This window comes from Burkholderia sp. L-4 (assembly GCF_056856535.1).
On the sequence record NZ_JBXEOX010000001.1, the window covers coordinates 3437775 to 3458517 of the forward strand.

General features: G+C 67.9%; 20 protein-coding genes. 10 read left to right on the forward strand and 10 right to left on the reverse strand.

Annotated elements, in window-relative coordinates; translation table 11 throughout:
• Positions 1-71 precede the first annotated feature (71 nt).
• From pxpB to pxpA, 3 genes are read left to right on the forward strand one after another with little or no spacing between them, the layout of a single operon-like run.
• Positions 72-728 (forward strand): 5-oxoprolinase subunit PxpB, encoded by a 657-nt coding sequence (pxpB, locus tag AC1VVG_RS16000; protein WP_059561538.1) that lies wholly within the window; start codon positions 72-74, stop codon positions 726-728.
• Positions 725-1792, forward strand: coding sequence for a 5-oxoprolinase subunit C family protein (locus tag AC1VVG_RS16005; protein WP_069707089.1), 1068 nt, complete (start codon positions 725-727; stop codon positions 1790-1792). Before pxpB ends, AC1VVG_RS16005 begins: the two co-directional genes overlap by 4 nt.
• Positions 1793-1848: 56 nt before the next feature.
• Positions 1849-2613, forward strand: coding sequence for a 5-oxoprolinase subunit PxpA (gene pxpA, locus AC1VVG_RS16010; protein ID WP_034190296.1), 765 nt, complete (start codon positions 1849-1851; stop codon positions 2611-2613).
• A gap of 545 nt (positions 2614-3158) precedes the next feature.
• Here the strand turns inward: pxpA and AC1VVG_RS16015 are convergent.
• The 10 genes from AC1VVG_RS16015 to AC1VVG_RS16060 all read right to left on the reverse strand — a co-directional run bounded on the left by AC1VVG_RS16015 (position 3159) and on the right by AC1VVG_RS16060 (position 14508).
• Positions 3159-4304, reverse strand: a complete 1146-nt coding sequence (locus tag AC1VVG_RS16015) for a TraB/GumN family protein (protein WP_034190295.1) — start codon at positions 4302-4304, stop codon at positions 3159-3161.
• Complete coding sequence (locus AC1VVG_RS16020; RefSeq protein WP_482835840.1) at positions 4297-5310, reverse strand: peptide ABC transporter ATP-binding protein; 1014 nt, start codon at positions 5308-5310, stop codon at positions 4297-4299. Before AC1VVG_RS16020 ends, AC1VVG_RS16015 begins: the two co-directional genes overlap by 8 nt.
• Positions 5307-6302, reverse strand: a complete 996-nt coding sequence (locus AC1VVG_RS16025; RefSeq protein ID WP_175029089.1) for an ABC transporter ATP-binding protein — start codon at positions 6300-6302, stop codon at positions 5307-5309. The genes AC1VVG_RS16020 and AC1VVG_RS16025 overlap by 4 nt, the downstream gene beginning before the upstream one ends.
• A 2-nt stretch (positions 6303-6304) precedes the next feature.
• Positions 6305-7222: an ABC transporter permease subunit gene (locus tag AC1VVG_RS16030; RefSeq protein WP_034190292.1), complete on the reverse strand. Its 918-nt coding sequence runs from the start codon at positions 7220-7222 to the stop codon at positions 6305-6307.
• Between the two features lie 4 nt (positions 7223-7226).
• The gene (locus AC1VVG_RS16035; RefSeq protein WP_034190291.1) at positions 7227-8237 is read right to left on the reverse strand and encodes an ABC transporter permease subunit; all 1011 of its coding nucleotides are present in this window, start codon (positions 8235-8237) and stop codon (positions 7227-7229) included.
• Positions 8238-8347: 110 nt separating this feature from the next.
• Complete coding sequence (locus AC1VVG_RS16040) at positions 8348-9976, reverse strand: ABC transporter substrate-binding protein (RefSeq protein WP_034190290.1); 1629 nt, start codon at positions 9974-9976, stop codon at positions 8348-8350.
• A 325-nt stretch (positions 9977-10301) separates the two neighbouring features.
• A complete protein-coding gene (locus tag AC1VVG_RS16045; protein WP_034190289.1) occupies positions 10302-11609 on the reverse strand; it encodes an MFS transporter in 1308 nt (435 codons plus the stop codon).
• Positions 11610-11800: 191 nt separating this feature from the next.
• Positions 11801-12112, reverse strand: coding sequence for a high-potential iron-sulfur protein (locus AC1VVG_RS16050; RefSeq protein WP_021163765.1), 312 nt, complete (start codon positions 12110-12112; stop codon positions 11801-11803).
• 137 nt (positions 12113-12249) lie between these two features.
• Positions 12250-13359 carry an NAD(P)/FAD-dependent oxidoreductase gene (locus tag AC1VVG_RS16055; RefSeq protein WP_034190288.1) on the reverse strand — a complete coding sequence of 370 codons (1110 nt, stop codon included), beginning with the start codon at positions 13357-13359 and terminating at the stop codon, positions 12250-12252.
• A gap of 168 nt (positions 13360-13527) precedes the next feature.
• The gene (locus AC1VVG_RS16060) at positions 13528-14508 is read right to left on the reverse strand and encodes an AAA family ATPase (RefSeq protein WP_034190287.1); all 981 of its coding nucleotides are present in this window, start codon (positions 14506-14508) and stop codon (positions 13528-13530) included.
• A 229-nt stretch (positions 14509-14737) separates the two neighbouring features.
• Here AC1VVG_RS16060 and AC1VVG_RS16065 point away from each other — a divergent pair, with 229 nt between their 5' ends.
• The 7 genes from AC1VVG_RS16065 (at position 14738) to rqpR (ending at position 20551) form a co-directional block, all read left to right on the forward strand.
• The gene (locus AC1VVG_RS16065; RefSeq protein WP_473376206.1) at positions 14738-15457 is read left to right on the forward strand and encodes a nitroreductase; all 720 of its coding nucleotides are present in this window, start codon (positions 14738-14740) and stop codon (positions 15455-15457) included.
• A gap of 146 nt (positions 15458-15603) precedes the next feature.
• Entirely contained in the window at positions 15604-16092 is a 489-nt protein-coding gene (locus AC1VVG_RS16070) for a hypothetical protein (protein ID WP_059561530.1), read from the forward strand.
• A 5-nt stretch (positions 16093-16097) separates the two neighbouring features.
• The gene (locus AC1VVG_RS16075; protein WP_034190285.1) at positions 16098-16913 is read left to right on the forward strand and encodes an endonuclease/exonuclease/phosphatase family protein; all 816 of its coding nucleotides are present in this window, start codon (positions 16098-16100) and stop codon (positions 16911-16913) included.
• Between the two features lie 97 nt (positions 16914-17010).
• Entirely contained in the window at positions 17011-17658 is a 648-nt protein-coding gene (locus AC1VVG_RS16080) for a LysE family translocator (protein ID WP_069245721.1), read from the forward strand.
• A 227-nt stretch (positions 17659-17885) separates the two neighbouring features.
• A complete protein-coding gene (locus AC1VVG_RS16085) occupies positions 17886-18656 on the forward strand; it encodes a ferredoxin--NADP reductase (protein WP_034190283.1) in 771 nt (256 codons plus the stop codon).
• A gap of 415 nt (positions 18657-19071) precedes the next feature.
• Positions 19072-19887: a quorum system sensor histidine kinase RqpS gene (gene rqpS, locus AC1VVG_RS16090; protein WP_049036700.1), complete on the forward strand. Its 816-nt coding sequence runs from the start codon at positions 19072-19074 to the stop codon at positions 19885-19887.
• A 7-nt stretch (positions 19888-19894) separates the two neighbouring features.
• Positions 19895-20551 (forward strand): response regulator transcription factor RqpR, encoded by a 657-nt coding sequence (gene rqpR, locus AC1VVG_RS16095; RefSeq protein WP_049036699.1) that lies wholly within the window; start codon positions 19895-19897, stop codon positions 20549-20551.
• Positions 20552-20743 lie beyond the last annotated feature (192 nt).

Below are 20743 nucleotides of genomic sequence, written 5' to 3' on the forward strand. Positions count from 1 at the left end.
GCTTATTGGTAACTTATCGATATCTTATTGACAATGTGCGCTAACATTGCCGTCCGAACCGTGCCAGCCCGATGACGCAACCCCGCATTTATCCGCTCGGCGATGCCGCCCTCGTCTGCGAGGTGCCGCCGCCCGCCACGCTCGATTGCCAGCGCCGCGTCTGGGCCGTTGCCGAGGCCGCGCGCGCGTGGCCCGACGTGATCGACGTCGTGCCCGGCATGAACAACCTGACCATCGTGTTCGACGCGCTCGCCGCGACGGCCGAATCGCTCACGCCCGCGCTGCGCGACGCGTGGGAGACGGCCGACGTCGAGCACGCGGACGGCCGCGAGGTCGAGATCCCGGTCGAGTACGGCGGGGCCGCCGGCCCCGACCTGGCGGCCGTCGCCGCGCACACGGGCCTGCCGGCCGACGAGGTCGTCGCCCGCCACGCGGCCGGTGAATACGTCGTGTTCTTCGTCGGCTTCCAGCCGGGTTTCGCGTATCTCGGCGGCCTCGACGCATCGCTGCACACGCCGCGCCGCGCGGCGCCGCGCCTCGAGGTGCCGGCCGGCTCGGTCGGCATCGGCGGCGCGCAGACGGGCATCTACCCGGCCACGTCGCCCGGCGGCTGGCAGCTGATCGGCCGCACGTCGCAGGTGCTGTTCGATCCGGCGCGGCCGCAGCCGACGCTGCTGCTGCCCGGCGATCGCGTGCGCTTCACCATTGCGGGAGTCGACGCGTCATGACCCAGAGCAACGCACCGGGCACCATCGAGGTGTTGCGCGCCGGCCCGCTGTCGACCGTGCAGGATCTCGGGCGCCGCGGCGCACGCCACCTCGGCGTCGCGCAGGGCGGCGCGCTCGACGGCCTCGCGCTCGAGGTCGGCAACCGGCTCGTCGGCAACCGCCCCGACGCGGCGGCCGTCGAGATCACGATCGGCCCCGCCGCGTTCCGCTTCCCGCGCGCGACGCGCATCGCGATCACCGGCACCGAATTCGGCGCGACGCTCGACGGCCGGCGCGTGTATTCGTGGTGGAGCCTGCCGGTCGAGGCCGGCCAGACGCTCGTGCTGCCGGCCGCGAAACGCGGGATGCGCGGCTATCTGTGCATCGCGGGCGGCATCGACGTGCTGCCGATGCTCGGCTCGCGCAGCACCGATCTCGCGTCGCGCTTCGGCGGCCTCGGCGGCCGCACGCTGCGCGACGGCGACCGGCTCCCGGTCGGCGTGCCGCCGGCCGGCGCGGGCTGCCTCGCGGCCGATGCGCCCGAATTCGGCGTGAAGGCGCCCGCGTGGTGCGCCTTCGTGCGCGTCGACGAGCCGCCGCGCCGCCACCGCCCCGCGCATGCGCCGTGGGCGATGCCCGTGCGCGTGCTGCCGGGCCCCGACTACGCCTCGTTCGCGGCCGATTCGCAGCAGGCGTTCTGGGACGAGGAATGGCTCGTCACCGCGAACAGCAACCGGATGGGCTATCGCCTCGCGGGCGCCGAGCTCGTGCGCGAACAGCCGGTCGAGCTGCTGTCGCACGCGGTGCTGCCCGGTACGATCCAGGTGCCGCCGAACGGCCAGCCGATCGTGCTGATGCACGACGCGCAGACCACCGGCGGCTACCCGAAGATCGGCACGGTGATCCGCGCCGATCTGTGGAAACTCGCACAGGCGCGGCTCAACCTGCCGATCCGCTTCGTGCGCACGACCCCCGACGCCGCGCGCGCCGCCCTCGCCGCGGAACGTGCCTATCTGCGGCAGATCGACGTGGCGATCGACATGCGAGAAGAAGCGCGCCGCCGCGCCCAATCGCGCGCAGCGTGACCCTGGCGGAAGCAGTAACGAAAGACGCGCCACGCCATCAGTGGACGAGGAACATCATGGAAATCGATCTGAATGCCGATCTCGGCGAAGGATGCGGATCCGACGAGGCGCTGCTCGACCTCGTCACGTCGGCGAACATCGCATGCGGCTGGCATGCGGGCGGCGCGAACGCGATGCGCGACTGCGTGCGCTGGGCCGTGCAGAAAGGCGTGTCGATCGGCGCGCACCCGAGCTTTCACGATCCGGAGAATTTCGGCCGCAAGGAAATGCAGCTGCCGGCCGGCGACATCTACGCGGGCGTGCTGTACCAGCTCGGCGCGCTGTCGGCGATCGCGCAGGCCGAAGGCGGGCGCATCGCGCACGTGAAACCGCACGGCGCACTGTACAACCAGGCCGCGCGCGACCCGATGATCGCCGATGCGGTGGTGTCCGCGATCCACGACTTCGATCCGTCGCTCGCGGTGTTCGGGCTCGCGAACAGCGTGTTCGTCGCGGCCGCGCGGCATGCGGGGCTCGCCGCGGTGGAAGAAGTGTTCGCCGACCGCGGCTACCGCGCGGACGGCTCGCTCGTGCCGCGCAGCCAGCCCGGCGCGTTGATCGACGATGAGGATGCGGTGCTCGCGCGCACGCTCGACATGGTGCGCAACCGGCAGGTGCGTGCCTTGAGCGGCGAATGGGTGCCGCTCAACGCGCAGACCGTCTGCCTGCACGGCGACGGGCCGCATGCGCTGGCGTTCGCGAAACGGATTCGCGCGGCGCTGGAGGCTGCCGGCGTCGACGTGGTGGCCCCCGGCGCGCTGCAGGCCGACGAAGGCGCGTAACGCGCATCGTCATCTCGGCCGCCCAAAAGAAAAAAGCGCCCTCGTGGCGCTTTTCCGTTGGCGCAATCGCTGCGGCTTCGCCGTCTGTCGATTCGCCCCCCGAAACCGTCTTTCGACGGGACCGGAAAAATATTCCGGATTAAAAAACGTCCGCCGCCGCCCGATCACTGCCTTCCCCGGTCAGACGACGGAGCGTCGCTTATCCGCAAGTCGGCCTGCATGTATTGTTGTTGTCCGACGATGATTGGCCCCGCCGTACATGCAGACACTTCCGCGGCCGACACGTGTGCACCACGTGCCGGCAACGCGCTCACCCCGCGCTTTGTTTTCTGCTACCCCGTAGAACTTTTTCTATTCTTTTCAATTTTTCAACTTGTGGATCGAAGAATAGATATTGGCGGAACGGGATGTCAATCGTTTGAAACGCTATTTTCCGACGAATCGAGGGTTTTCCTTATCGAATCGCGTGTACAAACAAGCGTTTGACGTGGCCCGAACGACGTCGATCAAACAGGGGAGGATCGGTTCGGGCGCGACGGCGGCGATCAGTTCGCGTCGACCCTGTAACCTTGTTGACGCAACAATTCGAGCACGCCGCGCGGGCCGCCCAGATGCAGCGCGCCGATCGCGACGAACAGCGGCCGGTTCGGCGCGGCGATTGCAGTCATCCGTGCAACGAAGCGCCGGTTGCGCTCGTACACGATCTTGTTGTCGATCGACGCCGACAGCACCTTCGAACGCGCGAGCCGCTCGCTCTTCGCGACGGCCCACGCGGAGATCGCGTCGGCGTCTCCAATTCGCCACAGCCGGTGCAGCGCCTTGATGTCGTCGGCGTTCTGCGCGGGTGTCTGCACCATGTCCTGCGCGAGCATCTCGCGCTGCTCGGCCAGCGTCAGCCCGGTGAACGCGCGCATCTGTTCGGCGAGCGTCTCGAGCCCGATCACGCGGCCGCCCTTCTTCTTCAGGAACACGTTCTGCAGCTGGGCCTCGGTGCCGTATTCGGTCTGCAGGCCGGCCGACAGCGAATCGTAGGTCTCGACGACGAGCGCCGCGAGCCACGGCCGCATCTTGCGGATCTCGGCGAGCGCGGCCGGGTTGCCGCGCAGGCGTGCCGCGAGCCGCTGCCACAACGGCTCGGGCAGCAGGCGTTGCAGGCACGGGTAGCGGCACACGCCGTACTTCGACACGTCGTCCTGCGATTCGAGCAGATCGTCGGGCGACAGTTCGAGCGCAAGCGTCGGCGACGCGGCGAGCGCCGCCAGGATGCGCGGCCGGAACGGCTGCGCGCTCGGGTAATCGGACGGGTCGCCGGTATGCAGCGTGCCGAGCACGTACAGCGTGACGTTACCCTTGGTCGCGACGTAGAACGGCATGCGCGCGGGCTGCACGCGCACGGTGCCGCGCGACACCGTGCCGTCCGATACGGACGGCGCGTGGAAGCCCGGCAGGCTCATGCCGGGCGGCGGGACTTGCGACGGATGGATCGGTGACGTGGCCGGCGCGCGCCCTTCGGCGCGCGCGGATTCGACGGGAACCACGAGGCTGGCCGCCACGCACGCGCCGGCCAGCGCCGCGCCCGTGACGGTACGCACGCTCCAGCGCCGCGCGTCGCGGTACGCGCGCATCACGCGCGCCCCGCTTGCCCCCGCACGGCGCACGCCGGACACGCGCGCCGCCAACGCTTCAGGCATTCGCCTCCCCTACCTCCTCGGCGCGATGGCAGGCCACCTGCCGGCCGTCGACCTCGCGCAGCTTCGGCTCCTCCGCGCGGCACCGCTCGACCGCATACGGGCAGCGCTGGTGGAACGCGCAGCCCGACGGCGGATTGAGCGGCGACGGCAGTTCGCCCTGCAGCTTGATCTGCACGCGGCGGTCTTCCTCGAAGATCGCCGGCGTCGCCGACATCAGCGCCCGCGTGTACGGGTGGCGCGGCCGCGCGTAGATCGTCGCCTTGTCGCCGAGCTCGGCGACGCTGCCGAAGTACATCACCATCACGTCGTCCGCGACGTGCTCGACCACCGACAGGTTGTGCGAGATGAACACGTAGCTCGTCTTGAACTGCTCCTGCAGGTCCATGAACAGGTTCAGGATCTGCGCCTGGATCGACACGTCGAGCGCGGACACCGGCTCGTCGGCGACGACGATGCGCGGATCGAGGATCATCGCGCGCGCGATCGCGACACGCTGGCGCTGGCCGCCCGAGAACATGTGCGGATAGCGCTTCGCGTGTTCGGGCCGCAGGCCGACCGTGCGCATGATCTGCGCGATGCGTGCGGCACGCTCGGCAGCCGTCAGGTTCGCGTTGATCTCGAGCGGCTCGGACAGCGTCTGCTCGACGGTCTTGCGCGGATTCAGCGATGCGAACGGGTTCTGGAACACCATCTGCACGCGGCGGCGCAGCTCGGCGATCGTGTCGCGGCTCGCGCCGGCGACATTCTTGCCGTCGATCGTCAGGCTGCCCGACGTGGGCGTCTCGATCATCGTGAGCTGGCGCGCGAGCGTCGACTTCCCGCAGCCCGACTCGCCGACGACGGCGAGCGTCTTGCCGCGTTTCAGCGAGAACGACACGCCGTTCAGCGCCTTCACCGTGCCCTGCCCGAACATCCCGCGCTTCACCGAATAGTGCTTCGCGAGGCTGTCGGCCACCAGGACGTCCTCGTCGGGCGACGCGTGGCGCGTATCTTGGACTGCATTCATCGTGCGCCTCCCGTCAGGTCGAGGTTGGAAACATTGAGCGGCTTGATGCAGCGCGCGCGCATCGCGTCGTTGCCCGGCACCAGCGTGTCGAGCGCCGGCCGCGCCTTGCGGCAATCGTCGACGACGTACTTGCAGCGCGGCGCGAACAGGCACCCGGACGGGCGATCATCGCGGCCCGGCACCATGCCCGGCAATGCGGCAAGGCGACGCGCCCCCTGATTGTGCTCGGGAATCGCGGCGAGCAGCGCTTCGGTGTACGGATGATGCGGCGCACGGAAGATGTCGGGCACGCTGTTGGTCTCGATGATCTCGCCCGCGTACATCACCGCGACGCGCTGCGCGACCTCCGACACCACGGCCAGGTCGTGCGAGATCAGCACGAGCGCCATCCCGCGCTCCTTCTGCAGCTTCACGAGCAGATCCATGATCTGCGCCTGGATCGTCACGTCGAGCGCGGTGGTCGGCTCGTCGGCGATCAGGAGCTTCGGGTTGCATGCGACGGCCATCGCGATCATCACGCGCTGGTTCATCCCGCCCGACATCTGGTGCGGGAACGACGCGATGCGGTTCTTCGCGTCGGGAATACCGACCTGGTCGAGCAGTTCGAGCGCGCGCCGGTTCAGCGCGTCGCCGCGCAGCCCTTCGTGCAGCTTCAACACCTCCTTGATCTGGTAGCCGACCGTGTAGCTCGGGTTCAGGCTCGTCAGCGCGTCCTGGAACACCATCGCGATGTCCTTGCCGACGATCTTGCGGCGCGCCTTCGGCGACGCCTTCAGCAGGTCGACGCCGTTGAACGTGACCTCGTCGGCCGTCACCTTGCCCGGCGCGTCGATCAGGCCCATCAGCGCCATCATCGTCACGCTCTTGCCCGAGCCCGATTCGCCGACGACGCCCACCACCTCGCCCGGCGCGATCGACAGGTTGATCCGGTCGACGGCAGGCAGGCCGTTGAAATTCACCGCGAGATTGCGGATGGTCAGAAGAGTGCTCATGGTCATGCCATCCGTTTCAGTTTGGGATCGAGCGCGTCGCGCAGCCCGTCGCCGAGCAGGTTGATCGCGAGCACCGAAATCAGGATCGACAGGCCCGGCATCGTCACGATCCACCACGCGTTGTCGATGTAGTCGCGCGCGGAGGCCAGCATCGCGCCCCACTCGGCGGTCGGCGGCTGCACGCCGAGGCCGAGGAAGCCGAGCGCGGCAGCGTCGAGGATCGCCGACGAGAAGCCGAGCGTCGCCTGCACGATCAGCGGCGCCGTGCAGTTGGGCAGCACCTGCGAGAACATCAGGCGCAGCGTGCCGGCACCGGCCACGCGCGACGCCGTCACGTATTCCTTCTGCAGCTCGCCGAGCGCCGATGCGCGCGTGAGGCGCACGTAGGCCGGCAGCGCGACGATCGCGATCGCGAACATCGTGTTGGTGAGGCCCGGGCCGATGATCGCGACGACCGCGACCGCGAGCAGCAGCGACGGCAGCGCGAGCAGCACGTCCATGATGCGCATCACGGGCGTGTCGGCCCACTTCTGGAAGAACGCGGCGACGAGCCCGAGCACGATGCCCGGGATCAGTGCGAGCACGACCGACACGAAGCCGATCCAGAACGACATCCGCGCGCCGAACATCAGCCGCGAAAGGATGTCGCGGCCCGCTTCGTCGGTGCCGAGGATGAATTGCCAATTGCCGCCGGCGAGCCACGCGGGCGGGATCTTCACGTAGTCGCGGTATTGTTCGACCGGGCTGTGCGGCGCGATCAGCGGCGCGAGCAGCGCGACGAGGATCAGCACGATCACGACGATGCCGGCGCCGACGGCGCCGCGGTTGCGCGAGAAGTTGGCCCAGAACTCGCGCAGCGCGAGCGCACGGCCGCCGGCCGGCGCGGATTCGGTCGGCAGGGTATTTTGCAGATTGCTCATGGAATTACCTCGTGTGGCGGATGCGCGGATTCAGCACGCCGTACAGCAGGTCGACGACCAGGTTCACGACGATCACGAGCGTCGCGATCAACAGGATGCCGCCCTGGACGACCGGATAGTCGCGGCGGCCGATCGCATCGATCAGCCACTTGCCGACACCGGGCCACGAAAAGAGCGTCTCGGTCAGCACCGCGCCCGCGAGCAGCGTGCCGATCTGCAGGCCGATCACGGTGACGACCGGGATCAGCGCGTTGCGCAGCGCATGCACGACGACCACGCGCACGGGCGACAGCCCCTTCGCGCGTGCGGTGCGGATGTAATCCTCGCGCAGCACTTCGAGCATCGACGAGCGCGTCATCCGCGCGATCACCGCGAGCGGGATCGTGCCGAGCACGATCGCGGGCAGGATCAGGTGGCTGACCGCCGACTTGAACGAGCCTTCGTCCGGCGCGAGCAGCGCGTCGATCAGCATGAAGCCCGTCGGATGCGGGAAATCGTATTCGACGGCGATGCGCCCCGACACGGGCGTCCAGCCGAGGTACGACGAAAAGACCATGATGAGGATCAGCCCCCACCAGAAGATCGGCATCGAGTAACCGGTGAGCGCGGTCCCCATCACGCCGTGGTCGATCACCGAGCCGCGCCGCAGCGCGGCGATCACGCCGGCCGGCAGCCCGACCGCGAGCGCGAACACGAGCGCGCACAGCGACAGCTCGACGGTCGCCGGGAAGCGCGCGAAGAATTCGCCCGCGACGCTCGTGTTGGTGATGATCGACGTGCCAAGGTCGCCATGCAGCGCCCGGCCGATGTAGTGGATGTACTGCATGGGCAGCGGCTGGTCGAGCCCGAGGCGTTTCATCGCCTCCGCATGCATCGCGGGATCGACGCCACGCTCGCCCATCATCACTTCGATGGGGTCGCCCGGTATCAGGTGAATCAGCGCAAACGCCAGGATGGTGATGCCGATGAAGGTCGGGATCACCATGCCCACGCGGCGCAACACGAATCTGAACATGATGCGTCTCGTATTTTCTTGTGGGAAATGTGCGACCGGCGACGGGAAGCTTTTGGCCTCCCGCCGCCGGATGAGTTAGCCGGTCTTCGCGACAGCTTACGACAGGCGCGTTACTTCACGCTAACACCGTCGAAGCGGGCATAGCCGAGCGGTTCGATACGCATGTCGACCACGTTCTTGCGCACCGGCTGGTAGACCGTCGAGTTCGCGATCGGCGAGAACGGCAGCTGTTGCGCGAAGATCTGCTGGGCCTGCGTGTAGAGCTTCGTCCGGGCGTCCTGGCCCGTCGTCGTGCGGCCCTTCTGGACCAGCTCGTCGAACGGCTTGTAGCACCAGTGCGAGAAGTTGTTGCCCTTGATCGCCTCGCAGCCGAGCAGCGTGCCGAGCCAGTTGTCCGGATCGCCGTTGTCGCCCGTCCAGCCGATCAGCATCGTATCCTGCTCGCCCGTGTGCGCGCGCTTGATGTACTCGCCCCACTCGTACGTGACGATCTTCGCCTTCACGCCGATCTTCGCCCAGTCGGCCTGGATCATCTCGGCCATCAGGCGGGCGTTCGGGTTGTACGCGCGCTGCACGGGCATCGCCCACAGCGTGATCTCGAAACCGTTCGGGAAGCCTGCCTTCGCGAGCAGCGCCTTCGCCTTCGCGGTGTCGTAGGCGGCCATCTTCAGGTTCTTGTCGTACGACCATTGGGTCGGCGGCATCGGCGCGGTCGCGGCCTGGCCGGCGCCCTGGTAGACGGACTCGAGGATCGCCTTCTTGTTGATCGCCATGTCGAGCGCCTGACGCACTTCGAGCTTGTCGACCGGCTTGTGCTCGACGTTGTACGCGAGGTAGCCGAGGTTGAAGCCGGCCTGCGACGGCATGTCGACGTTCGCGTCGGCCTTCAGCGTCGCGATGTCGGCCGGACGCGGATAGCTCATCACCTGGCATTCGTTGCGCTTGATCTTCTGCACGCGCACGCCCGGATCCGGCGTGATCGAGAAGATCAGCTTCGACAGCTTCACTTCGCCCTTCTTCCAGTAATCAGGATTGCCGTCGAAACGGATCGTCGCGTCCTTCGTGTAGCTGCGGAAGATGAACGGGCCCGTGCCGATCGGCTTCTGGTTGATGTCGGCGGCCTTGCCGGCCTTCATCAGCTGGTCGCCGTATTCGGCCGACAGGATCGACGCGAATTCCATCGCCATGTTCTGGATGAACGGCGCATTCGGCTCGGCCAGCGTGAACTTCACGGTGTACGGATCGACCTTCTCGACCTTCGTGATCAGCTTGTCGAGGCCCATGTCGGTGAAGTACGGGAACGACACCGGGTACGCCTTGCGGAACGCCTGGTTCGGATCGAGCATGCGCTCGAACGTGAACAGCACGTCATCCGCGTTGAATTCGCGCGTCGGCTTGAAGAAGTCGGTCGTGTGGAACTTCACGCCGTGGCGCAGATGGAACGTATACACCTTGCCGTCGGACGACACGTCCCACTTCTCGGCAAGGCCCGGCTCGACCTTCGTGCCGCCGCGCTCGAATTCGACGAGACGGTTGTAGACGGTGAACGTGGCGGCGGTGAAATCGACGCCGGTCGTGAATTGCGCGGAATCGAAACCCGCCGGGCTGCCTTCTGAGCAGTAGACGAGCGTTTTGTTCGGGATCTGTGCGAATGCAGAGCCCGCGACGCCGAGCGATGCCGCTGCCACGCCTGCAATGGCTGTAACACGCAGGGTGTGCAACAGACGGTTGTATTCCATGTTTCCTCCAGGTCTCCAGATCGGAACCGTTCCCGCCAGGGTCCGGCGTACGCGGATATTACTTGAGCTAGCGATGCTGCAACAAGCTGGAGAAAAAACTCTTCTCGACGCCCTTGCGCGGGTTTTTGCCGATGTTTCGCCCCCGCGGGAAATGCGAGAACGCGCGCGAACGGCAGTTCCGTTCATCCGGCGCAAGTTTCGTTCGACAACTAAACAATTCGGGCGCGAACGCGTGGGGGGCGGCGGCTGTTTTCATCGTTTTGCCACCCGTCCATCATTGCGTTTTGCGAAACGATCCGATGACCGTCCTCGATCCGTCATGCGATCACGCCGGCGCATCGAGGTCGGCGCTGCGCGCGGGCACGAACGCGACCGCGACGATCGACAGCGCGATGCCGGCCATCACGTAGTAGGTCGGCGCGAGCGGCGTGCCCGTGACCTTGATCAGCCACGTGACGATGAACTGCCCGAAGCCGCCGAACAGCATCACCGCGACGTTGTATGCAATCGACAGCCCGGTCGAGCGCACGTTGGCCGGGAACAGCTCGGCGATCATCGCGCCGAACGGCCCGTAGTAGCCCGCGAGCGTCACCGACAGCACGGCCTGCACCGCGATCAGCCGCCCGATGCTCGGCGCCGCGTCGAGCCACGCGAACAGCGGATACATCAGCGCGAGCGTCAGCACCAGCGACCACAGCGACAGCCCCTTGCGGCCGATGCGGTCGGACCATGCGCCCGCGACCGGCGACAACACCATCAGCAGCAGGTTGCCGACGATCACCGCGTAGAACGATTCCGCGTACGGCAGCTTCAGCTGTTTCACCGCGAAGGTCGGCAGATAGCTGATCAGCACGTAGATCGTCACCGTCAGCGCGATCACCGAGCCGAGCCCGCACAGCACCTCGCGCGGGTGGCGCGTGAACACTTCGCCGAGCGTCGCGCGGCGCGCGCTCTGCTGCGCATGCAGGAACGCCTCGGAATCGGCGAGATGGCGGCGGATGTAGAAGCCGATCGGGCCGATCAGGAGCCCGAGGACGAACGGCACGCGCCAGCCCCAGCTGCGCAGCGCGTCGTGCGACAGCCCGCGCGTGACGGCCGCGCCGACGAGCGCGCCGATCAGCAGCGCGGCCGCCTGGCTCGCCATCTGCCAGCTGCCGTAGAAGCCGCGTTTCGAGAACGGCGCGGCTTCGATCAGCAGCGCCGTCGCGCTGCCGAATTCGCCGCCCGCGGAAAAGCCCTGCAGCAGCCGGCCGAGCACGATCAGGATCGGGCCGCCGATGCCGATCGCCGCATAGGGCGGCGCGATCGCGAGCAGGAAGATGCCGGCGGTCATCAGCAGGATCACGAGCGACAGCGCGGCCTTGCGGCCCGCGCGATCCGCGTACAGCCCGAACACGATGCCGCCGATCGGGCGCATGAAGAACGCGACGCCGAACGTCGCGGTGGTGAGGAGCAGCGACGAGTATTCGCTGGAGGTCGGGAAGAACAGCTCGGCGATCACGACGGTCATGAAGCCGAACACCGTGAAGTCGTACCACTCGAGCGCGTTGCCGATCACGGCGGCGGCCACCGCGCGGCGGTTCAGCGCACGCTCGGGCCGCACCGTTTTGGTTGAATTCGCAATCGTCGCCATGCGTGTGTCGTCCTCGTGAATTCACCGTATCGGGCGGCGCGTCGCGCGGGTGGGCCGCGGCGCGCAGGTTTGCAGCGAGTGTAGAAAGCGACGGAACCGTTTTCAAGCAATAAAAAACGCCCGCCATCGTTCGACGGCGGGCGTTGTGCGGTTTTCGCCACAATGCGGCATCGCACGATGCCGCACGGGCCTCAACCCATCTTCGAGAAGGCGCTGCACCAGCCCTTCGCCGACACCTGCTTGCCGGGGAAGGCGCCGCACGGGCCCGAAGCCGAGCCCTTCTTGCCCTGGTACAGCATGCAGGCCGCGCAATCCTGGCCCGCGGCGTATTTCGGGTACTTCGTCTTGTCGACCTTGGTGGCATCGGCCTTGTAGCCGAGCGCCACGGCGGTCGGATCCGTCTCCGACAGCATCGGCGCATCGGCCAGCGCTTCGCGCGACAGCGCCAGCGCGGACACGGCACCAATGCTCGTAATCAGGAAACTCCGACGGGATGTTTTCATGGGGGACTCGCTCCAACGTTATCGATTTGAAAGCTGTTCTGGCGACAGCCGTTCGACAGAATAACGCTCAAGCGAATAAATGTGCGCGCCGAAATTCCGGAGATAAGGGATTTCGCACTGCCGTCACGCGCGCCGCGTCAACGGCGGGCGGTCATCTCTCCCACACGCTGCGCGAGCGCGAGCGACGCGGTGAGCCCCGGCGACTCGATGCCGAACAGGTTCACGAGCCCGCGCACGCCATGCTGCGCGGCACCCTGCACGATGAAATCGGCCGGCGGCTCGCCGGGCCCCGCGAGCTTCGGCCGGATGCCCGCGTACGCCGGCTGCAGCGCGCCGTCGGGCAGGCCCGGCCAGAACGCGCGGATCGACGCGTAGAACGCGCCCGCGCGCGCCGGATCGACTTCGTAGCGCAGCGAATCGCACCACTCGACGTCCGGGCCGAAGCGCGCCTGCCCGCCGAGATCGAGCGTCAGGTGCACGCCGAGCCCCGCGCGATCGGGCATCGGGTAGATCAGGTGCGAAAACGGCGCGCGGCCCGACAGGCTGAAGTAATTGCCGCGCGCGAGATAGAGCGGCGGCACCCAGCGCGGGTCGAGCCCGTGCGTGCGGCGCGCGAGCGCCTGCGCGCCGAGCCCCGCGCTGTTGATCACGCATGCGGCCTCGATCTCGGTCGGCGCGTCGCCGCCCGTGCGCACGACGAAGCGCCCGCCGCGCAGCACGTCGATCGATTCGACCGGGGATTTCAACGCGCACATCGCGCCGTCGCGCTGCGCGTCGCCGAGCAGCGCGAGCATCAGCTGGTGGCTGTCGACGATGCCCGTCGACGGCGAGAACAGCGCCTCCACGCATTCGAGCGCGGGCTCGAGCGTCTGCGCCTCGGCACGCGTGAGCGGCAGCAGGTCGAGCACGCCGTTTTCGACCGCGCGCGCGGCGATCGCCTTCAGCTGCTTCACCTGCGCGGCGCTCGTCGCGACGAGCAGCTTGCCCGCACGCCGGTGCGGCACGTGATGCGTTTCGCAGAATTCGTACAGCATGTCGCGGCCATGCACGCACGACGTCGCCTTCAGCGACCCGCGCGCGTAATAGAGCCCCGCGTGGATCACTTCGCTGTTGCGCGAACTCGTGCCCGTGCCGATCGCGTCGGCCGCCTCGAGTACGATCGTTTCACGCCCGCGCGCGGCCAGTTCCCGCGCGATCGCCAGACCGACGACGCCCGCGCCGATCACGACACAATCCATCTGCTCCATGACATTTCGCGCCGCTAACGCGTCGAAGGGGGAGAAGAGAATTGTACGTCCCGGTTCATTCGCTTGCCGAACCCGGTTGCATCGCGTCGCGACGGGGCCGCCGGCGGGGCGGCGGCGCGTGCAGCGCGCCCACCCCGCCCACCCCGCGGCCGTGCACGCGCCAGCGTGTCAGAAGCCGATCGGCCGGCGCTTCTGGGCGCCTTCGTCCGCGCGGATGTCGTGCGGCCCGATCGCATCGCGGCCGTCGAGCCGCGCGGCGCCGAAGGCGTGCAGCAGCGCGCGGCGCATCGTGCGCGGCGGCGTCGCGGCCAGCACGTCGAGCGCGTCGTCGCCGAGCGTGTCGGGGAAGCGCTGCCCCCACGCATGCGACGTGCGGATCTCGTCGTAGATCGTCTGCGCGATCCGGCGCGCGCCGGCCGCATCGGGCGGCGCGATCTCGTACACGTTCATCCGGTTGAGCAGCGGCTCCGGAATCGCCTGCGCGTCGTTCGCGGTCGCGATCCAGATCACGTTGCCCGCATTGATCGGCACTTCCGCGAATTCGTCGACGAACGCGCGCGCCGTGTCGTGCTCGAGCAACGCGTACAGCGCGCCGAGCGGATCGTATTGCGCATCGCTGCCGGCCTTGTCGATCTCGTCGACCGCGATCACCGGGTTCGCGTAGCTGCCGTTCACGAGCGCCTCGAACACCTTGCCGGGCTTCGCGTTCTTCCATTGCGACGACGCGCCCGACAGGATCCAGCCGGCCGTCAGCGAACTCATCGGCACGTAGTGGTACGCGGTGCCGAGCAGGTGCGCGAGCGCCTTCGCGAAATGCGTCTTGCCGATCCCGGGCGGCCCGAGCAGCAGGATCGGCATCAGTTCGAGCCGGTCGTCCGTTTCGAGGCACAGCGCGACCTGCTTGCGCACGTCGTCGAGCGGCTCGCCGAAATTCGGCAATGCTTCGCCGAGCTCATCGAACGACGGCATCCGGTTCGGCTTCACGCAGAAGCGCAGATTCCCCGTCTTGAGCATCCGCTCGTAAGTGGCGCGCAGTGCGTCGCTCGCGCTCTCGTTCAGGTCGCTCAGCGCCGTCTCGACCTGCTCGAGGTCGTACACCGTGCTGAAGGAGGCCACCGCCAGTTCATGTTTCACCATCGCCGTCGTCATACCAACCTCGCTGCACTTGCCATCACATGATCATCAGACCCTTACGATTTCAGTGTAGCGATCCCGCATCACCGCGCAAGCAAGCAGCCGGGCGAGTCTGCTGCTAACACCTCGCGCGCGCTGCACGGCCGCGCGCCGCGGCGTATGATCGTCGGTTCACCCACCCGCCGCGCCGGTGTTGCCGACGGCGCCCGCGCGGCGCGTCGCCCGATGGCCCGAAGGTATGCCGATGTCCGTCCCCACTGCTTCCCCGCGCGTTCATGCCGATGCGATCGACGCCGTCGACGCGGCGCTCACGTCGCGCCGCGCGATCCGCGCCTTCCTGCCGACGCCCGTGCCGCGCGACACGCTCGAGGCGATCCTCGAAGCCGCGAGCCGCGCGCCGTCGGGCACCAACATCCAGCCGTGGCGCGTGTACGTCGCGACGGGCGCCACGCGCGATGCGCTCGCTGCCGCGCTGACCGCGGCGCACGACGATCCCGCGCGCGACGAGAAATACGTCGCCGAATACGACTACTACCCGCGCGAATGGGTGTCGCCGTATGTCGACCGGCGCCGCAAGGTCGGCTGGGACCTGTACGGCCTGTTGAACATCGGCCGCGACGAGAAGGCGCGCATGCATGCGCAGCATGCGCGCAACTTCCGTTTCTTCGATGCGCCGGTCGCGCTGTTCTTCACGCTCGACCGCGTGATGACGCACGGCGCGTGGCTCGATTGCGGGATGTTCCTGCAGGGCGTGATGACGGCCGCGCACGCACGCGGGCTCGACACCTGCCCGCAGGCCGCGTTCGTGCCGTTTCACCGGATCATCGCCGGCCACCTCGGCATTCCCGCCAACGAACAGTTCGTCTGCGGGATGTCGCTCGGCCACGCGGACCCCGACGCGATCGAGAACCGCCTCGTCACCGAACGCGCGCCCGTCGCCGAGTTCGCGCGCTTCTTCGCTTGAAAACGCGTGCGGCGGCCCTACCTTTCCGGCAGGACCGCATCTTGCGGCGAACCTGTCGCCGCCTGTCCTGTCACATCACGAGCGAAATCGATCGGGCGTAAGATGTGCGTCCGTTCCCCGTTATCGCGCGTTTCCGGAGACGTTTCATGCTGAAACACGGCCTGGCCGTCCTGCTTGCGAGCGTCGCGCTCGCCGCCCATGCGCAAAGCCCCGCGCCGGCCTCCGTCGCGTGGGAGATCCAGGTGGTGCGCGACGGTCAGACGATCGACACGTTCCAGCAGCGCACCACCGTCGGTCAGAGCCGCACGGATACCCATCGTTATCCGTCCGCCGTGCCGGTCGGCTGCGGCAATGCCGCGCGCGTCGTGCCGGCCGAGCGCACGCGTTCGGTCACCGTCGCGCCGCTCGCCGTCGATGCCGGTGCGAACACGGTGTCGCTCGCGCTCGACGTGCAGGAAACGCTCGACGACGAAAACGCGACGCGCAGCGATCCGTGCATACCGGCGTCGCCGCGGCAGATCGTCGCGAGCCATCCCGGCCTGTCGGTCGGCGGCGATGCGTGGACCGACTGGACGCTCGTCGAGCAGCATCCGCACCTCGTGTACCGCGTGCGTGCGCACGTCGCGAAGGACTGAGCGTCATGTCCGCCGACGCCCTGTCCCTGCCGTTCGCCGAACCGCACGCCGCGCCCGACGAAATCACCGCGGTCAGCTGGAACCTGCACAAGGGCCGCTCGCCGCTCGGCTTCACCGCGTGGAACGCGATGCGCAACTGGATGCAGTCGACGCACGCCGACGTGTATTTCCTGCAGGAAGCGATGGCGCGCCGCATGCCGCGCCCCGTGCTCGCGCCCGGCTTCGGTGCGCAGATGGACGACGCGGTCGACGACGTGTGGCATTGCCAGGCCACCGAGATCGCGCATGCGCTCGACTGGCAGATCGCGCTCGGGCCGAACGTCTTCAAGCCGTCGTGGCGGCACGGCAACGCGATCCTGTCGCCGCACCCGCTCGACCTCGGCGGCCGCTGGGACATCTCCGCGCACCGCTTCGAGCGGCGCGGGCTGCTCGTCGCGCGCGCGACGCTCGCGGGCGCGCGCCCGGTCACGCTGCTGTGCGCGCACCTCGCGCTCACGCGCGCCGCGCGGCTGCGCCAGATGCACTGGATCGCGCACTGGATCGTGCGCAACGCGGGCGACGGCCCGCTGATGCTCGCCGGCGACTTCAACGACTGGCGCAACGACTCGGTCGCGCTGTTCGGCGAGATCGGGATGTCCGAGGTCGCGACGCTGCTCGGCGAATCGGGCCGCACGTTCCCCGCGTTCTCGCCGGCGCTCGCGCTCGACAAGATGTTCGTGCGCGGCCTGACGCCGCTCGAATGGCGCGCGCCGTCCGGCGAGGCCGCGTGGCTGTCCGACCACCTGCCGTACATCGCGCGCCTGCGGCTCGATCCGCAATAGCGGCCCGCTCGCGCGCCGCCGAAGCGCGGCCGCACCGCGCGCGCTACAGTAACGGCTTGCCCATTCCGCCCTCGCCCCGCCGCCGGGCCGCGCCGCCATGACCTACCTGCCGATCCTGCTGCAGATCGCCGTCGTCTACCTCGTCGCGGCGATCACGCCCGGCCCGAATTTCTTCATGATTTCGCAACTGTCGCTCGCCGGCCGGCGCAGCCTGGGCGCCGCGTCGGCGCTCGGCGTCGGCACCGCGTCGGTCGCGTGGGCGACGCTCGCGATGCTCGGTCTCGCGGCCGTGCTGCACCAGGTCGAATGGCTGTACGAGGCGATCCGCATCGGCGGCGCCGTGTATCTCGTGTATTTCGGCTTGAAACTGCTGCGCGCGGGCGTGCGCCGCGACGCGGCGCCGGTCGACGCGCCGGACGCCGCCGCGCCGCTGGCCGCGCCGCAGGCGCGCGACTACCTGCGCGCGTACCGCAGCGGCCTGTTCACGTGCCTGACGAACCCGAAGTCGTGCGCGTTCTGGACCAGCGTGTTCGCGGCGATGCTGCCCGCGCACGTGCCGCTGTGGTTCGACGGCGCGGTGCTGGTGACGATCGGCGTGCTGTCGGCCGGCTGGTATTCGTGCGTCGCGTACCTGTTCGCGAGCCCGCGCGCGCAGCGCGGCTACCGGCGCGTGCGGCGCCCGCTCGACGCGCTGTGCGGCGTCGCGCTCGTCGGCCTCGGCGCGAAACTCGCGGCCGATCGCTGAAAGCTCGTTGCAAGCATTTGTTGCGCCAAATCCGCGCAGCCGCGGGGGTCAAGCCCGCGATCGGCGTCAACAGGGTAAAATAACGAGTTCCTCAAACGTCTGTCATCGAGAAGGCGCGTGTCCGACGCGCCGGCCGGCCGATCCAGGATCGGGCCGTCGCACTCGGTTTTTTTGCCCGTTTTTGGGCCCGTTACACGCGTTCGCCACGCGCGTCCGTTTTCAAAGCCATGAGCAAATACGACACCGCCACCGTCCAATCCGTCCATCACTGGACCGACACGCTGTTCAGCTTCACCTGCACCCGTGAGGCGAGCCTGCGCTTCAACAACGGCGAATTCACGATGGTCGGCCTCGAGGTCGACGGCAAGCCGCTCGCGCGCGCCTACTCGATCGTCAGCCCGAACTACGAAGAGCATCTCGAATTCTTCAGCATCAAGGTGCAGAACGGCCCGCTGACGTCGCGCCTGCAGCACCTGAAGGTGGGCGACACCGTGCTGATCGGCAAGAAGCCGACGGGCACGCTGGTCGCCGACAACCTGCTGCCGGGCAAGACGCTGTGGATGCTGTCGACGGGCACGGGCCTCGCGCCGTTCATGTCGATCATCCGCGATCCGGAGATCTACGAGCGCTTCGACAAGGTGATCCTGACGCACACGTGCCGCCTGAAGGGCGAGCTCGCGTACATGGACTACATCAAGCACGACCTGCCGGGCCACGAGTACCTCGGCGACATCATCAAGGAAAAGCTCGTCTACTACCCGACGGTCACGCGCGAAGCGTTCGACAACGAGGGCCGGATCACCGACCTGATCGCGACGGGCAAGCTGTTCACGGATCTCGACGTCCCGCCGTTCTCGCCGGAAAACGACCGCGTGATGCTGTGCGGCAGCACCGCGATGCTGAAGGATACGACCGACCTGCTGAAGCAGGCCGGCCTCGTCGAAGGCAAGAACAGCGCACCGGGCCACTACGTGATCGAGCGCGCGTTCGTGGACTGATCGGTCCCCAGATTTGCGCATCGTCAAGAACCGGAGCAAAAGCTCCGGTTTTTTTTCGTCCGCACTTGGCGAATTCGTAACAAACTGGGACCATCTCATCTCAAATAGTTACATTTGGATACGTCATCGCCGGGTCGTCGGGTGTCAGTGTTTTTCCTACAACAGGTTCATTCCGATTATTCACATTTACCCTTAAATGTCCGCCCGACATGACCTTTTCGGAAATTTTGAGATATTATTCGGCGCGCGTGGTTGTCGTTCGAATGAGAGTGGAAGGGTCGGATGCAAGTGTTACAAGGTGTAACTTTTGTTACCTCGGCATGGAGCGATTCTCTGGCGGCGACCGTCATCGAAACGGCAGCCGATTCACGCAGCCAGCCGGTGTCTGAACCGCTTTCTGACAGCAGGGAGAGTCATGGATACGTCGCTTAACGCGCCCGCGGGCGCCCACGCCCCGTTCCCGTCGCAGCAGCGCGTGCCCAACCGCGCCGCGACTCCGCCCGTTCCCGACACCGCGTCCGGACGCGACGCCTCCGCCGCACGGATCGCGGCCCTGTCCGCCCAATTGCTCGCCGCCGACGAAGCCGCCCGCCGCCATCTGGCCGGCGAGCTGCACGACGGGCTCGGCGCCGAATTGACCGCTGCCCGTTTCGCTCTCGCAAACGTTCAAACGTGGCTGCCGGCCGATGCGCCGGACGGCTGCCTGCGCGCGCTGGAGCTGGCGCAGCAGGCGCTCGACGCCGCCACCGACGCGAATCGCCGGCTGATCGACGAACGCGACACGCCGGCGCTCGACGCGGGCATGATCGGCGCGCTGTCGTCGTGGATCGACACGCACGCGGCGCGCACCGGCCTGCGCACGAGCTTCGTGTGTGCGGCCGACGCGCGCCTCACGCAGATCGCCGGCGCCAGCGCACTCGCGATATTCCGCGTCGCGCAGGAAGCGCTGTCGAACGTCGCGAAGCACGCCCGCGCGACGTCGGTCGACGTACGGATCGTCACCGACGGCACGCATCTGTCACTGATTGTCGCCGACGATGGGACCGGTTTCGCGCGCAGCCGCCGCACCGGCTACGGCCTCGCCGGCATGCGCGCCCGCTGCGAGGCCTTCGGCGGCGGCTTCGAGACGGCCACGCCGGAAACCGGCCGCGGCACGCGCGTCACCGCCCGTTTCGCGTGGGATTCGCTGCTCGCGGTGCCCGTCGCGGCCCGCCGCGCGTCGCTTTCGTGAGGTCGTCATGAGCCTGAACATCCTGCTCGTGGACGATCACGCGATCGTCCGGCAAGGGATTCGCCAGTTGCTGATCGACCGCGGCATCGCGCGCGACGTCACCGAGGCCGAGACCGGCGGCGACGCGATGGCGGCCGTCGACAAGCAGGAATTCGACGTGATCCTGCTCGACATCTCGCTCCCGGACACCAACGGCATCGAGGTGCTCAAGCGCCTCAAGCGCAAGCTGCCGCGCACGCCGGTGCTGATGTTCTCGATGTACCGCGAGGACCAGTACGCGGTACGCGCGCTGAAGGCCGGCGCGGCCGGCTACCTGTCGAAGACGGTCAACGCCGCGCAGATGATCGGCGCGATCCAGCAGGTCGCGGCCGGCCGCAAGTACGTGAGCCCCGCGATGGCCGAGGCGCTCGCCGAATACGTGTCGTTCGAGAACGAGCCGCTGCCGCACGAGAAGCTGTCCGACCGCGAATACCAGACGCTCTGCATGCTCGCGTCGGGCAAGCGGCTCACCGACATCGCGAACACGCTGTCGCTGTCCGTGAAGACGGTGAGCGTGTACCGGTCGCGGCTGCTCGAGAAGATGCGGCTGTCGAACAACGCGGAACTCACGTTCTACGTGATGAGCAACCGGCTGGTCGACATGGCGCCCGCGACCGGCGCCTGACCGGCCCGCCGGCGTTGGGCCGGCCCGATTCGCCCGCTACCTCGGATTCGTCCGATTCCACGACGCGGCACGTGCCGCGTCGCCCTCAAACCGCCCCCGTTTCGCGCGCAAGCGCTTGTTTTTCCGGACGATTCCGCGACACGCCGCTGCGCCGCAGCGGGTCTTGTTCGTCAAATCGGCTAAAATTACGGG